Origin of the sequence: Thermophilibacter provencensis, from assembly GCF_900128445.1 — a bacterium.
In the GTDB taxonomy this organism is placed as follows: domain Bacteria; phylum Actinomycetota; class Coriobacteriia; order Coriobacteriales; family Atopobiaceae; genus Thermophilibacter; species Thermophilibacter provencensis.
The window spans coordinates 838,903-852,489 of record NZ_LT671417.1; the positions used below are offsets into that span (position 1 = coordinate 838,903).

Annotated in this window: 11 protein-coding genes; 9 read left to right on the plus strand and 2 right to left on the minus strand. The window is 66.3% G+C overall.

All coding sequences use genetic code 11. From position 1 onward, the window contains the following. Nucleotides 1–18: 18 nt before the first annotated feature. The gene (locus BQ7391_RS03790) at nt 19–1,005 is read right to left on the minus strand and encodes a serine hydrolase (RefSeq protein ID WP_129583904.1); all 987 of its coding nucleotides are present in this window, start codon (nt 1,003–1,005) and stop codon (nt 19–21) included. A gap of 349 nt (nt 1,006–1,354) precedes the next feature. Here BQ7391_RS03790 and BQ7391_RS03795 point away from each other — a divergent pair, with 349 nt between their 5' ends. The 3 genes from BQ7391_RS03795 (at nt 1,355) to BQ7391_RS03805 (ending at nt 7,817) form a co-directional block, all read left to right on the plus strand. Beyond that, nucleotides 1,355–2,032, plus strand: a complete 678-nt coding sequence (locus BQ7391_RS03795; RefSeq protein WP_075279368.1) for a TetR/AcrR family transcriptional regulator — start codon at nt 1,355–1,357, stop codon at nt 2,030–2,032. Continuing rightward, complete coding sequence (locus BQ7391_RS03800) at nt 2,032–6,753, plus strand: 2-hydroxyacyl-CoA dehydratase (RefSeq protein ID WP_075279369.1); 4,722 nt, start codon at nt 2,032–2,034, stop codon at nt 6,751–6,753. Before BQ7391_RS03795 ends, BQ7391_RS03800 begins: the two co-directional genes overlap by 1 nt. A 245-nt stretch (nt 6,754–6,998) precedes the next feature. Then, complete coding sequence (locus BQ7391_RS03805; RefSeq protein ID WP_075279370.1) at nt 6,999–7,817, plus strand: HAD family hydrolase; 819 nt, start codon at nt 6,999–7,001, stop codon at nt 7,815–7,817. A gap of 18 nt (nt 7,818–7,835) precedes the next feature. On the opposite strand, the gene BQ7391_RS03810 is transcribed toward BQ7391_RS03805, so the two are convergent. After that, nucleotides 7,836–8,441 carry a helix-turn-helix domain-containing protein gene (locus tag BQ7391_RS03810; protein WP_072374514.1) on the minus strand — a complete coding sequence of 202 codons (606 nt, stop codon included), beginning with the start codon at nt 8,439–8,441 and terminating at the stop codon, nt 7,836–7,838. A gap of 26 nt (nt 8,442–8,467) precedes the next feature. Here BQ7391_RS03810 and BQ7391_RS12130 point away from each other — a divergent pair, with 26 nt between their 5' ends. The 6 genes from BQ7391_RS12130 (at nt 8,468) to ilvD (ending at nt 13,513) form a co-directional block, all read left to right on the plus strand. Beyond that, nucleotides 8,468–8,824, plus strand: a complete 357-nt coding sequence (locus BQ7391_RS12130; RefSeq protein ID WP_129583905.1) for a hypothetical protein — start codon at nt 8,468–8,470, stop codon at nt 8,822–8,824. A 19-nt stretch (nt 8,825–8,843) separates the two neighbouring features. Continuing rightward, nucleotides 8,844–9,464, plus strand: a complete 621-nt coding sequence (locus tag BQ7391_RS03815) for a bifunctional 4-hydroxy-2-oxoglutarate aldolase/2-dehydro-3-deoxy-phosphogluconate aldolase (RefSeq protein WP_075279371.1) — start codon at nt 8,844–8,846, stop codon at nt 9,462–9,464. Nucleotides 9,465–9,512: 48 nt separating this feature from the next. Continuing rightward, nucleotides 9,513–9,977, plus strand: coding sequence for a PTS sugar transporter subunit IIA (locus tag BQ7391_RS03820; RefSeq protein ID WP_075279372.1), 465 nt, complete (start codon nt 9,513–9,515; stop codon nt 9,975–9,977). Between the two features lie 73 nt (nt 9,978–10,050). Then, entirely contained in the window at nt 10,051–10,335 is a 285-nt protein-coding gene (locus BQ7391_RS03825) for a PTS sugar transporter subunit IIB (protein ID WP_072374520.1), read from the plus strand. Between the two features lie 79 nt (nt 10,336–10,414). After that, nucleotides 10,415–11,797, plus strand: coding sequence for a PTS galactitol transporter subunit IIC (locus tag BQ7391_RS03830; RefSeq protein ID WP_075279373.1), 1,383 nt, complete (start codon nt 10,415–10,417; stop codon nt 11,795–11,797). 72 nt (nt 11,798–11,869) lie between these two features. Beyond that, a complete protein-coding gene (ilvD, locus tag BQ7391_RS03835) occupies nt 11,870–13,513 on the plus strand; it encodes a dihydroxy-acid dehydratase (protein WP_075279374.1) in 1,644 nt (547 codons plus the stop codon). Nucleotides 13,514–13,587: the final 74 nt, after the last annotated feature.

A 13,587-nucleotide genomic window follows, 5' to 3' on the forward strand; every position in this document is an offset into this window, starting at 1 on the left:
TCTTCTCGCCGGCGGGCGCTAGTAGCCCGGGATCGCCACGGTCTCGTCGTAGAGCAGCTCGGTGCTGCCTCCGCACAGCGCCCCGTGCGCCGCGTTGAGGGCGTCGACCAGCGGCAGCAGGCCGTACAGGTCGGAGTTCATGCTGGTCATCACCACGATTACGTACGGCCCGCAGTCGGAGAAGACCACGCCGGCGTCGTTGGTCGAGGTGAGGTCGTACTCGTCGGTGGGGTACCAGCCGGGCTTGGCCCAGACCTCGAACTCGTCGCGCAGGAGTCCGCCGAGTGCTGTGTAGTTGGTCGCCGAGAGCGCGCCCACAAGCTCGTCGGACCCATCCTCGCCCGACGTGCCGTAGCGAAAGATCTCCTCCCAGACCTCGGCCAGCTCGCCCGCCGAGATGTCAGGGTATCCGTACTCGCGCGCCTGCTCCGAGGCCTCCGTCGCCCCCACGTCCTCGAGCCAGTCCCCAAACACGTCGAGCCCGTAGGTGTCTCTCAGCAGCTCGTATGCCTCGTTCGAAGAGTTGATCAGGCACTCCTCGAGCGCCCACGAGAGCTCGCCCGCCCCGCCGTACTTCTCGCAGACCATCGCGCAGTACGCGGCCTTGACCGAGCTCGCGGGATAGAGCCGCTCTTCGGCGTTGTACTCGATCGAGTAGCCCGTGTCCAGGTCGAGCACCACGATTCCGAGGTCAACATCCTGCTCCTCGAGCTCCGCCACCTGCTCCTCGAGGTAGGCGAGCTCCTCCGATCCTACGAACTCCTCCGGCCCCGTTACGACGAGCCCGCCCGAGGTGACGGTCTCGGTCTCCTTGTTGGTCTGATCGGGGGAGGCCTCCTCAACGATGTCGCTTGCGGCGAGGCCCGCGCCGTCCCCCGGCTCGGGGTCTGGCGACGCCCCGGCCCACATCCACGCGCATGCGGCGGCAAGGGCAAGTGCCGCCGCGCATACGGGCACGACGAGCCCGTGCCCCCTCCCTTGGCTTCTCCGCGACCGTCTTAGCACGGCGTTCCTCTCGCTATGGTGGAGCTTCGATTATCAGGCCGGAGGGGCCCAGGTCCGATAAGGGTTCTTTCAGAAATTACATTACGAATCGCTTGCCTATAACTCTGCAAGCGGCCTGAACTCCGCTCGGCCCGTGCGCCGCGCGGGCCCTCGGACGGGGAAGCCCTGACGGCCCGTTTCCGGGGCCCTCAGGCCGCACCTTGCCGCCGCCAGTGCTCCGTGAAGAACTTGTGCCGGTCTCATCCGCGTCAAGTTTCTGCACAGGTTGTGCAATACTACGCAAGCTGTGAAATAACGGCGATACGGCCTGCTTGATACCGTGTCGCGCCACCCACGTCGAAGGGACCGCATGCAGGAGTGCGTCCTCAGCACCGACCGCAGGAGCGTCCGCACGCGGCGGGCCCTGCGCCAGGCGCTCGCCAAGGAGATCTCCGCCACGGGCGACCTCTCGCGCGTCACGGTCACGGCGGTGACCGAGCGCGCCGGCGTCACGCGCCGCACGTTCTACTCCCACTTCCGAGACATCCCCGACCTCGTCAACCAGATCGAGGAGGAGACGCTCTCTGAGTTCCGCGCGCCGCTCGCCCGCATCGCCGCCTGCCGCCTCAATGACCTGCGCGTGGCGCTCGACCGCGGCGAGCCCGCGCCCGGCGCGGAGGAGCTGCTCGCATGCGTGCGCGAGCGAGGCGACTACCTGCGCCCGCTTCTTGGCAACGGTGGAGACCCGGCCTTCGCCGAGCGCATCAAGGCGCTTGTGTACGAGGTCATCGGCGAGCGCGCCAGGGACGGGCTCGACCTGCGCGCCCTCGGCCCGCTCTTCGACTACTACCTCACGTTCTGCATCTCAGCCGAGGTCGGCGTGCTGCTGCGCTGGCTTGAGGGCGGCATGCGCGAGGGCGTGCCCACGATGGCGCGCCTCATGACCGCCCTCATGTTCGTGCGCCCCGGAGACCTCTACGACAACCCCATAGACCTCGACATCCCGAGCTTCGCCCTGGCCGTCATGTGCTCCAAGGAGGACAACTAATGAGTAAGACCGCCGCTTCCATCCAGGCCGAGAAGGCCGCCCGCCGCCCGCTCGCCCTCAAGCAGGACGGCGCCGAGCTCTCTCCGGCCACTCACGCCGACTTCTCCCACGCGCACCTGCGTCTGGGCATCGACGTGGGTTCCACCACGGTGAAGCTCGCCGTCATCGACGACAACGACAACCTCGTCTATGCCAACTACGAGCGTCACCACACGGACATCCGCGCCACGGCCAAGGAGCTCTTCGCCCGCGCGCGCAAGGTGATTGGCGCCGCCCCCATGCGCGTCTCCATCACCGGCTCCGGCGGCATGCTGCTTGCCAGCTGGCTTGACCTCGAGTTCGTGCAGGAGGTCATCGCCTCCAAGCGCGCCGTGGAGACGCTCATTCCGCAGACGGACTGTGCCATCGAGCTCGGCGGCGAGGACGCGAAGATCATCTACTTCGACAACGGCATCGAGCAGCGCATGAACGGAACCTGCGCGGGAGGAACGGGCGCCTTCATCGACCAGATGGCGAGCCTGCTCCACACCGACGCCGCGGGCCTCAACGAGCTCGCCAAGGATGCCACGCAGATCCACCCCATCGCCTCCCGCTGCGGCGTCTTCGCCAAGTCTGACGTCCAGCCGCTGCTCAACGAGGGCGCCAAGCCCGCCGACATCGCGGCCTCCATCTTCCAGGCCGTGGCCAACCAGACGGTCTCCGGCCTCGCGTGCGGCCATCCCATCCGCGGCCACGTGGCGTTTCTCGGCGGTCCGCTCCAGTACCTCTCTGAGCTCCGCAAGCGCTTCTACATCACGCTCAACCTCGACGAAGAGCACATCATCGTGCCCGAGAACGCGCACCTCTTTGTGGCCACGGGCGCGGCGCTCGCTGGGGAGTCCGAGAAGTACGTGACCTTCGACGAGGTCATCCAGCTGCTCGAGAACCTCAAGGACACCCAGGGCTCCGAGGTCGCGCGCCTCGAGCCGCTCTTCGAGAGCGAGAAGGACTACGAGGAGTTCAAGGAGCGTCACGACAAGCAGGTGGTTCCCAAGGGCGACCTGGCCACCTATCAGGGCCGCGTGTTCATCGGCATCGACGCCGGCTCCACCACGATGAAGTGCGCCGTGGTGGGCGAGGGCGGAGAGCTCCTCTATACCTGGTACGGCAACAACAACGGCGACGTCCTCGGCACCGCCCGCCACATCATGGACGGTATCTACGACCTGCTTCCCGAGGGATGCACCATCGGCCACGTGACCACCACCGGCTACGGCGAGCAGATCCTCATCGAGGCCCTTCGCGCCGACTCCGGCGAGATCGAGACCGTCGCGCACCTGCGAGGCGCCAAGGCCTTCGTCCCGGACGTCCAGTTCATTCTGGACATCGGCGGTCAGGACATGAAGTGCCTGCAGGTCAAGGACGGCGTCATCGAGCACATCATGCTCAACGAGGCCTGCTCTTCGGGCTGCGGCTCCTTCATCGAGAGCTTTGCCGTCTCCATGAACATGACCGTGCAGGAGTTCGCGCAGGCCGCCGTGGGCGCCAAGAGCCCGGTGGACCTCGGCAGCCGCTGCACCGTCTTCATGAACTCCCGCGTCAAGCAGGCGCAGAAAGAGGGAGCGACCATCGGCGACGTGGCGGCGGGCCTCTCCTACTCCGTCATCAAGAACGCCCTCTTCAAGGTCATCAAGCTGCGCGACTTCGATGAGATCGGCCAGTGGTGCGTGGTCCAGGGCGGCACCTTCATGTCCGACGCCACCCTGCGCGCCTTCGAGCTTCTGACCGGGCGCGACGTCATCCGCCCGGACATCGCGGGCTGCATGGGCGCCTACGGCGCCGCCCTTCTCGCCCGCGATCGCGCCGGAGCCATGGGCACCTCTACGATCCTCTCGCGCGAGGACATCGACAACCTCAAGGTCAAGCACACCAACGTGCACTGCGGCCGCTGCTCCAACAACTGCCTGCTCACGATCAACGACTTCGGCGGCGGTCGTCGCTTCATCACGGGCAACCGCTGCGAGAAGGGCGCGGGCGGCTCCAAGGCCAAGAAGAACGAGGCGCCCAACCTCTTCGACTTCAAGAACAAGCTGCTCTTCGACCGTCCCGTGCTGGACCCCGAGGAGGCCCCGCGCGGCACGGTGGGCATCCCGCGCGCGCTCAACATGTACGAGAACTACCCGTTCTGGCACGCGTTCTTCACCAGGCTGGGCTTCTCGGTGGTGCTCTCCGACCAGACCTCGGCCAAGACCTACGACGCCGGCATCGAGTCCATGCCGTCCGAGAGCGTGTGCTACCCGGCCAAGCTCTCCCACGGTCACATCATGAACCTCATCCAGAAGGACCCGGACTTCATCTGGATGCCCTGCATCCGCTGGGAGCGCCAGGAGGACGACGGGGCCACCAACCACTACAACTGCCCGATCGTCATGAGCTACCCGCAGGCCCTCGGCCTGAACGTCGACGAGCTCGGCCAGGGCTCCAAGATCGAGTACCTCTCGCCGTTCATTCCGTACGACAAGAAGAAGGAGCTCAAGCGCCGCCTCTACGAGCTTGTCTCAGAGCAGCGCGAGAAGGACGCGGCGGAGGGCCGCGGCCGTGTGCGCGGCGAGCACATCACGCGCGCCGAGATCGACGAGGCCGTGAACTACGCCTGGGAGGCGGACCTCGAGTTCAAGGACGCCATGCACCGCGCCGGCGACGAGGCCATGCGCTGGATCGAGGAGCACGACGCGCATGGCATCGTGCTCGCCGGCCGTCCCTACCACAACGACCCCGAGATCAACCACGCCATCCCCGAGCTCGTGCACTCCTTTGGCTTTGCCGTGCTCACCGAGGACTCCGTCGCCCACAAGATGACGCCCGAGCGCCCCATCCGCGTGATCGACCAGTGGATGTTCCACAGCCGCCTCTACCGCGCGGCGCGCTTCGTGGCGTCCAGGAACGACCTCGACCTCATCCAGCTCTTCTCGTTTGGCTGCGGCCTTGACGCCCTGACCACCGACCAGGTGCAGGAGATTCTGGAGGCCTCCGGCAAGATCTACACCGTCCTCAAGATCGACCAGGTGTCCAACCTCGGCGCCGCCCGCATCCGCATCCGCTCCCTCATGGCCGCCCTCACCGAGCAGCGCGATGAGCTGCGCCGCGCCGCAAGCCAGGGCAGGGTCCGCGAGGTGGAGCCCGTGGGCGTCCGCCGTGCCGACGGCTCGCTCGAGCGTGCGCGCAAGACGCAGGAGGGCCGCGTGCCGGTTTACCGCGAGGCCGCGAGTGCCGCGTTCGAGAAGGTCCGCTACACCGAGGACATGCAGAAGAAGGGCTACACCATCCTCGTCCCGCAGATGGCGCCGATTCACTTTGACCTGATCGAGGCGCTCTTCAAGAGCTCGGGCTACAACGTGGTGCTGCTGCCCTCAGTTGACCAGGGTGCCGTTGAGGCGGGCCTCAAGTACGTCAACAACGACATCTGCTATCCCTCGATCCTGGTCACGGGCCAGATCATGGAGGCGGTGCTCTCCGGCAAGTACGACCTCTCGCGCCTGGCGGTGATCATCACCCAGACCGGCGGCGGCTGCCGAGCCACCAACTACATCGCCCTCATCCGCAAGGCCCTCAAGGACTCCGGCCACCCGGAGATCCCGGTGATCAGCCTCACCGCCGCCTCCGGGCTGGACGAGAAGAACCCTGGGTTTGACGTTCTCAGGAAGCCCGGCCTGCTCATGAAGGCCGTGAACGCCCTGCTCTATGGCGACCTCATCATGCAGCTGCTCTACCGCGTGCGCCCCTACGAGGCCAAGCCCGGCGCGGCCGATGCGCTCTATGACCGCATGATGGCCGAGGCCAAGGGCGTCATCGTGGCGGGCGGCTCCAAGCGCTTCTACGACCTCTGCCAGCGCACCGTCGACGCCTTCGAGGCGCTGCCGCTGGTGAACGACCGCTCCAAGCCGCGCGTGGGCGTGGTCGGCGAGATTCTGGTCAAGTTCCACCCCACGGCCAACAACCAGGTGGTCAAGGTCATCGAGCAGGAGGGCTGCGAGGCCAACGTGCCCGGCCTCGTGGACTTCTTCCTCTTTGGCATGACCAACGCCATCAACACCAACGCCGAGCTTGGCACCAAGGCCACGAGCCGCATGTCGCACATGGCGGGCATCAAGCTCATCGAGGGGCTGCGCGAGCCCATCAACAAGATGCTCAGGAAGACCGCGCGCTTCCAGGAGTACCCGGACATCTTCGAGCTCGCTGCCAAGGCGGAGCAGGTGCTGTCCCTGTGCAACACGATGGGCGAGGGCTGGCTGCTCACGGCGGAGATGTGCGACCTCATCGAGACCGGCACGCCCAACATCGTGTGCTGCTCGCCGTTCGCGTGCCTGCCCAACCACGTGGTGGGCAAGTCCGTCATCAAGCGCCTGCGCCAGATGCACCCCGAGAGCAACATCGTGGCCGTTGACTACGACCCCGGCGCCTCCGAGGTCAACCAGCTCAACCGCATCAAGCTCATGATCAGCGTGGCCAAGGAGAACTATCGAACCAATCGCGAGGGCGGCTTCCGTCTGGAGAACCCGGCCGACCCGGTGACCAACGACGCCGTGGCGCCCTACACGGGCAGCACGCGCTTCGACGACTCCGTGGCGACGGGCGGCGGCTCGGCCTGCGGCGTGCACGGTCACGGCGGCGGCATCGAGCTCACGCCCGAGCAGCTCGCCCAGATCGAGGAGGCCAAGCGAAGGGCTGGCGTCAGCAAGTAGGGGAGGGGCATCGGCCCGTCCGGTCTCGCCCGCGTCCCGGCATCGCCCGGGACGCGGGCGTCGCTCGTTCGGGCCCCGGGCCGCGCGCCCGTCCCGGGCACGCGTGCGGGTTATGGACGCCTTCCGGCCCGAAACCGACTGCAACCCGCACCAACCCGAAACGCGTGCGTGCCGCGGACGCCTTCCGGCCCGAAACCGTCCATAACCCGCACGCGCTATCATGGGAGCCTGGAAGGGGGGGCGCTGTGGTCAGACTGGTCTTCATCGACATGGACGACACGTTCGTGGGCCCCGACAAGACCATCCCGCGAGACAACCTCCGCATCCTCGACGTCGCCGCCGAGCGCGGGGTCCAGTTCGTCCCCTGCACCGGCCGCAGCCTGCGGGGCGTCCCCCGCGAGCTCGTCACCCATCCGTCCGTGCGCTACGCTGTCTGCGGCGGGGGAGCGCTCGTCTACGACGTCCGCTCGGGCGAGATCATCCGCGAGGTCCCCATTGCCAAGGAGCTCGTCCGCTCGCTCTACGAGGACGTCCGCGACCAGCGGGTCACCTTCGACCTCTTCACGCCCGAGGGGGTCTTCGCCTCGCGCGAGCACCTGTCGCTCTACAACCAGATTGAGATGACCGAGGCAACACGTCGCATGGTGGTCTCCCAGCGCACCTTCGTCGACTGCGACACCGAGGAGCTCATCGAGCGCATCCCCACGATCTGCCGCGTCAACGTCCTGTTTGGGGACGAGCGCGGCCGCAGGGTGACGTGGGACGCCGTCGAGGCGCGCCCCGAGCTCTTCTGCGCCTCGTCGATCCCGATGAACGTCGAGGTCACGAGTGTGGAGGCGACCAAGGGGACGGCGCTCGTGTGGCTCTGCGAGCGCCTGGGCGTCGACGTTGCCGACACCGTCGCCTTTGGCGACTCGGGAAACGACGTCGCCATGCTCGACGTCGCGGGCGACGCGGTTGCCATGGAGAACGCGTCGCCTGAGGTCAAGGCGCACGCCCGTCACGTGGCGCCGCGCTGCGAGCTGGCCGGCGTGGCACGCTACCTCGAGCCGCTTCTCGTCTGAGGCCGCCTGCAGGCCAGCCTACAGCATCACCCAGGGCAGCCGCGACTCGGGCACGATGATGCCGAGAAGGACGATGAGCGTGACGGCGATGATCGCGCCGAGCACGAACTGCATGATGGTGTTGCCGGTGTTGCGGCCCGCCTTGCGCTTGAGGACGAAGGCGGTCTGCGAGCCGTCGGCGGCCTCGAGCGCGTCGCGGAACGCCTTGGCTCGCAGCGCGCGCGGGCTGCGGCGCTGCCAGACGAGGGCGAGCAGCCCGACGACGAGGATGGCCTCGGTGACGCGCACGGCGATCTCGAGCCCGCCGGGGTCGGTGTGGGAAAGGGCGACGAGCACGAGCGCGCATGCCGCGGTGACCACCGAGATGACGCCCATGACGGCCGTCTCGTAGGTGTCCGTGCCCTCGATGACCTTGACCATGAGCTCCTCGTCCCCCTCGATGAGGCGGCCGATCTTCACCTTGAGGGCCATGGCGAGCGCGAGGAGCTGCTCCTGGGCGGGGAACTCCCTGCCGCTCTCCCACGCGGCGACGCTCTCCTGGCTTACGCCGGCCCTCTCGGCCAGCTTGGCTTGCGACCAGCCGCGTCCCTCGCGCAACTTGGCGAGCGTGGACCCAAACTCCATGTCTGCTCCTGTCGTAGGCGCTCCCGATGGCGGCATTCTCGCGCAAAAATATGGAGAAAACAAGGAGAATTGTTTCGCTAAAGCTAATAATATGCAAGATAACTGAAAAAATATCCAATTCAAAATGGAGAAGAACAACAGGAGGGTGCGCGGTGCCCTTGTATGGGCCCTCCCCACCCATCATACCAAAGATTGTAATCAACATAAATAATCTGCTGGTAACAGGCCTGAAAATGCGCTGCATTCTGAGCGAATTAACGAAAGAGGCAGCTTCTGAGGTTCTTCTCCGCGGTATTTCAGGCGATGAGCCCATATGCAAAAAATGTGTAGAACAGCTCAGTTTTGAAAGAAGAATATGCAGATATAGAATCAGGGCGACGTAAGCGGACAGAGGAGGCAGGCATGAGCGAGCTCGTTCTTCCCAAGGTGACCGTCATCCTTCGCGGCTACGAGACCAAGCAGGTCCTGAGCGTCGTGGAGCAGCTGGTGGGCACGAGGGTCAACTCCATTGAGGTGGCAAGCAACTCCCCGCACGCGATGGAGTCCATCGCCGCGGCGCGCAAGGAGTTCGGCACGGAGGTCCACGTGGGCGCCGGAACGGTGAAGAACGCCGAGATCGCCCGTCGCGCCATCGACGCGGGCGCCGAGTTCATGCTCTCGCCGATCATGTTCACCCCCGAGATCTTCTCGCTCGCCCGCGAGGCGGGCGTCATCACCGTTCCCGCCGCCTTCAGCCCCACCGAGATCCAGCAGATGATCGACATGGGCGCCGACATCGTGAAGGTCTTCCCCGCCGGCCAGCTCGGCCCCGACTACATCAAGGCCGTCCAGGCCCCGCTCGGGAAGCTCCCCCTCATGGTCGTGGGCGGCGTGAACGTCGACAACGTCCAGTCCTACTTCGACAAGGGCGCCACCTATGCCGGCATCGGCTCGGGCATCTTCGACCCGGCTGACATCGAGGCATGCGACGCGGCCAACCTCGCCGCCTCCGTCAGGAGGCTCGAGGAGAGCGTCGTCTGGTAGGCGGCCGCACCCGCGGTCGCGCAGCAAGCAAGAGAAGGAGAGAAGAGCATGGCAGATCTGAGCTTCGACAGCTCGCTCGTCGTCCGCATCGACGAGGAAGGCCTTTCCTGCGAGGACGTCGAGCGCCGCCTGGCGGCCGTCCTCGAGGGCCAGGGCTACGTGAAGGACACCTACGCCCAGGCCATCGTGGACCGCGAGGCGAACTTTCCCACCGCGCTCGACATGGGCGGCCTGAACGTGGCCATCCCGCACTGCGACGTCGTGAACGTGAACAAGGCCGCCATGTGCATGGGCGTCCTCGCTCACCCCGTCGACTGGCACAAGATGGACGAGCCCGACGAGACGTGCAAGGTCTCCGTCGTGTGCATGCTCGCCCTCACCGAGGCTCACGCCCACCTCGAGATGCTCCAGAAGGTGATCGCCTTCGTCCAGGACCAGGAGCTCGTCGGCAAGGTCATCGCGGCCAAGGGCGCCGACGAGGTCTTCTCGCTCGCCGGGGCGCTGCTCGTCTAGCCACCCCTCCCACCATGGTCAGCGGCGCGCCGCAGGGGCGCGCTGAGAGCTCCTTAGAGAGGAAGGAACAAAAATGGCAAAGCGTGTTCTCGTGGCCTGTGGAAACGGCGTCGCCACCTCCACCGTCGTGGCTGCCAAGATCAAGGACTACTGCGCCGATCACGGCGTGGCCATCCAGGTCACCCAGTGCAAGATGCTCGAGCTCCACGACAAGGCCAACGACTACGACCTCGTGGTCACCTCCGGCAAGTTCAAGGACGCCGACGTCAAGACCCCGATCATCATGGCGATCGCGCTCCTGACCGGCATCAACGAGCAGGCGACGCTCGATAAGATCGTCGAGGCGCTCAAGGACTAGCGGCTCCGCGGGCCGTCCGCCGGCGCGCCGCGGGCCTCGCGGCGCGTCTCTCGACCGTACCAAGTAAGAAAGGAAAGGCATGGACGCATTCCTCGAGACAGTCAGCACTGTCTTCCAGGCGCTCATCAACGCGGGCGCCTACGTCATGCTGCCGATTATCATCACGATCATCGGCCTCGTGTTCCGCATGAACATCGGCAAGGCGTTCAAGAGCGGCATCACCATCACCTGCGGCTTCGTGGGCATCAACCTGCTCGTGAACCTGCTCAAGTCCGCGGTCTCCCCGGCCGCGAGCGCCATGGTCGCCAACTTCGGCCTCAACCTCGACGTCACCGACGTGGGCTGGGGCGCCATCTCGTCGGTCACCTGGGCCTCCCCGATCGTCGCCTTCCTGGTCTTTGAGATCCTCGGCATCAACATCCTCATGCTGGTCCTCAAGCTCACCAAGACGATGGACGTCGACATCTGGAACTACCACCACATGATGATCGCCGGCATCCTGGTCTTCTTCGTGACCAACAACATCGTCTGGGCCCTCGTCGCCACGGCCTTCACCGCCGTCATGACGCTCAAGTTCGCCGACTGGACGTCTCCTTTGATCGAGCACTTCTTCGGCATCCCTGACGTCACGCTCCCGACGATCTCCTATACGTCCTCGATCATCATCGCCGCCCCGCTCAACTGGGTGATCGACCGCATCCCCGGCCTCAACAAGGTCAACGTCTCGATCAAGGGCGTCCAGAAGTACCTCGGCATCTTCGGTGACCCGATGATGCTCGGTCTGATCCTGGGCTGCGCCATGGGTGCGCTCGCCCTCATGCCCATCGACCAGATCTTCCTCACGGGCGTCAACGTCGCCGCCGTCATGGTCCTCATGCCCAAGATGACCGCCATGTTCGTCGAGGGCCTCATGCCCATCTCCGACGGCGCCCAGAAGTTCACGACCAAGCACTTCGGCGGCCAGTCGCTCTCCATCGGCCTCGACGCCGCGGTCGTCGTGGGCAACCCCGAGGTCATCACCACGGCCCTCATCATGATCCCGGTCACGATCCTGCTCGCCTTCGTCCTGCCGGGCAACCGCATGATGCCGCTCGCGGACCTCTCCGTCGTCACCTTCCGCGTGGCCCTCGTCGTGGCCCTGTGCCGCGGCAACGTGTTCCGCTCGATCCTCATCTCCATCCCCGTGATGGCCGCAATCCTGTACGCCGGCACCTTCGCCGCCCCGTACCTCACGGACCTGGCCACCTCCACCGGCCTGACCTTCGACGGCCAGATCGCCTCCATGGCCGGCCCGTCGCTCACGCAGACCGCGATCGTCTTCTGGACCTGCGTCTCCGAGAACGCGATCATCCTCGTTCCGGTTGCCGTCGTCATCTTCGTCGCCGTCTGGTTCCTCGTCGAGAAGAAGATCGGCATGGAGAAGATCGAGGCCTACGCCGCAGAGTACGAGGAGATGGAGTAGTCGCCCATCTCGTTTGAGGTGGCGGGTGCCGTCGACCGGCGGCGCCCGCCACATACCCAGAGGGGGGAAACCATGGAACGTGCAATCGACAAGCTGGAGCCCTTCCAGCGCGCTATCTCAAAGGCCCACCTCGCGGCCGCCGGCGTTGCCGTGGACTCGCTCGAGAACCCCGACAAGCCCCTCATCGCCATCGCCAACAGCTGGAACGAGGTCTGCCCGGGCCACGAGCCGCTCAAGAAGCTGGCCGAGGAGGTCAAGAAGGGCGTGCTTGAGGCCGGCGGAGAGCCGATCGAGTTCAACACCATCGGCATGTGCGACGGCATCGCGCAGGGCCACGCGGGCATGCGCTACTGCCTGCCGCACCGCGAGATCATCGCGGACTCCTGCGAGGCTATGATCGTGGGCGAGGGCTGCTTCGACGGCGTGGTCTACCTCGGCAGCTGCGACAAGATTATCCCCGCCATGCTCATGGCGGCGGCTCGCATCGACCTGCCCTCGGCGCTCGTGACCTGCGGCCCGTGCTACGACGAGATCAAGCCGTCCGAGTCCAAGGCCCTGCGCGCCCGCTTCCTGGCCGGCGAGGCCACCGAGCGCGACGTCATCGAGGGCACCCTGCGCTACTACACCGGCCCCGGCGTCTGCCCCTTCCTGGGCACCGCCAACACCATGGGCTGCCTGACCGAGGGCCTCGGCATGATGCTGCCCAACGGCGCGCTGTGGCCGTCGTCCACGAGCCAGCGGCGCTTCTCGGCCCGCCAGACCGGCGCGGCCGTTGTCGACCTCGTCCGTCGCGGCATCAAGCCGTCCGACATCATGACGCAGGCGGCGATCGACAACACCGTCAAGCTGCTCGCCTCCATCGGCGGCTCGCTCAACGCCCTCATCCACCTTCCGGCGCTCGCCGCCGAGCTGGGGCTCGAGTGCACGTGGGCGCAGGTCGCGGAGATCACGTCAAAGACGCCCGTCATCTGCAACGTGGTGCCCAACGGCGACATCTCCTGCGTGAACCTGTACAAGGCCGGCGGCATCCCCGCCGTCCTTCAGACCATCTCGGGCGACCTGGACACCTCGGTCATGACGGTCACGGGCAAGACGCTCGCCGAGAACCTCGAGACCTCGGTGCTGCGCTGCGACCGCTCGGTCATCCGCACCCAGGACGACCCCGCGTCGGTGGCCAACGGCATCCAGGTGCTCTACGGCAACCTGGCCCCCGAGGGCGCGCTCGTCAAGACGAGCGCCGTCCCCGCCGAGCAGCACGTCTGGAGCGGCACCGCGATGGTCTTCGACTCCGAGGAGGAGGCCTTCGAGGCCTACAACGCCCACGCCATCAAGCCGGGTACGGGCGTGATCATCCGCTACGAGGGCCCCAAGGGCGGCCCCGGCATGAAGGAGCTCCACCGCGTCACGGAGATCATGAAGGGCATCCCCGACTCCGCCGTCATCACCGACGGGCGCTTCTCCGGCGCCTCCGGCGGCCTCTCGGTGGGCTACCTCTGCCCCGAGGCCTTCGACGGCGCGCCGATCGCGCTCGTCGAGAACGGCGACAAGATCAACATCGACCTCACCCGCAACCTCATCGAGGTCGAGGTCTCCGACGAGGAGTTCGCTCGCCGCAAGCAGGGCTGGAAGCCCGTCATCCACGAGAACGGCGGCCACCTGCTGGCCCGCTACGCCAAGCAGGTCAGCTCCGCTAAGACGGGCGCCGTTATCGAGTAGGCCGGACAGCCGGCCCTTGCCCAGGCCGGGCGGCGTCTTGGGAGATGGCGTCGCCCGGCTCTGTGCATCCCGTC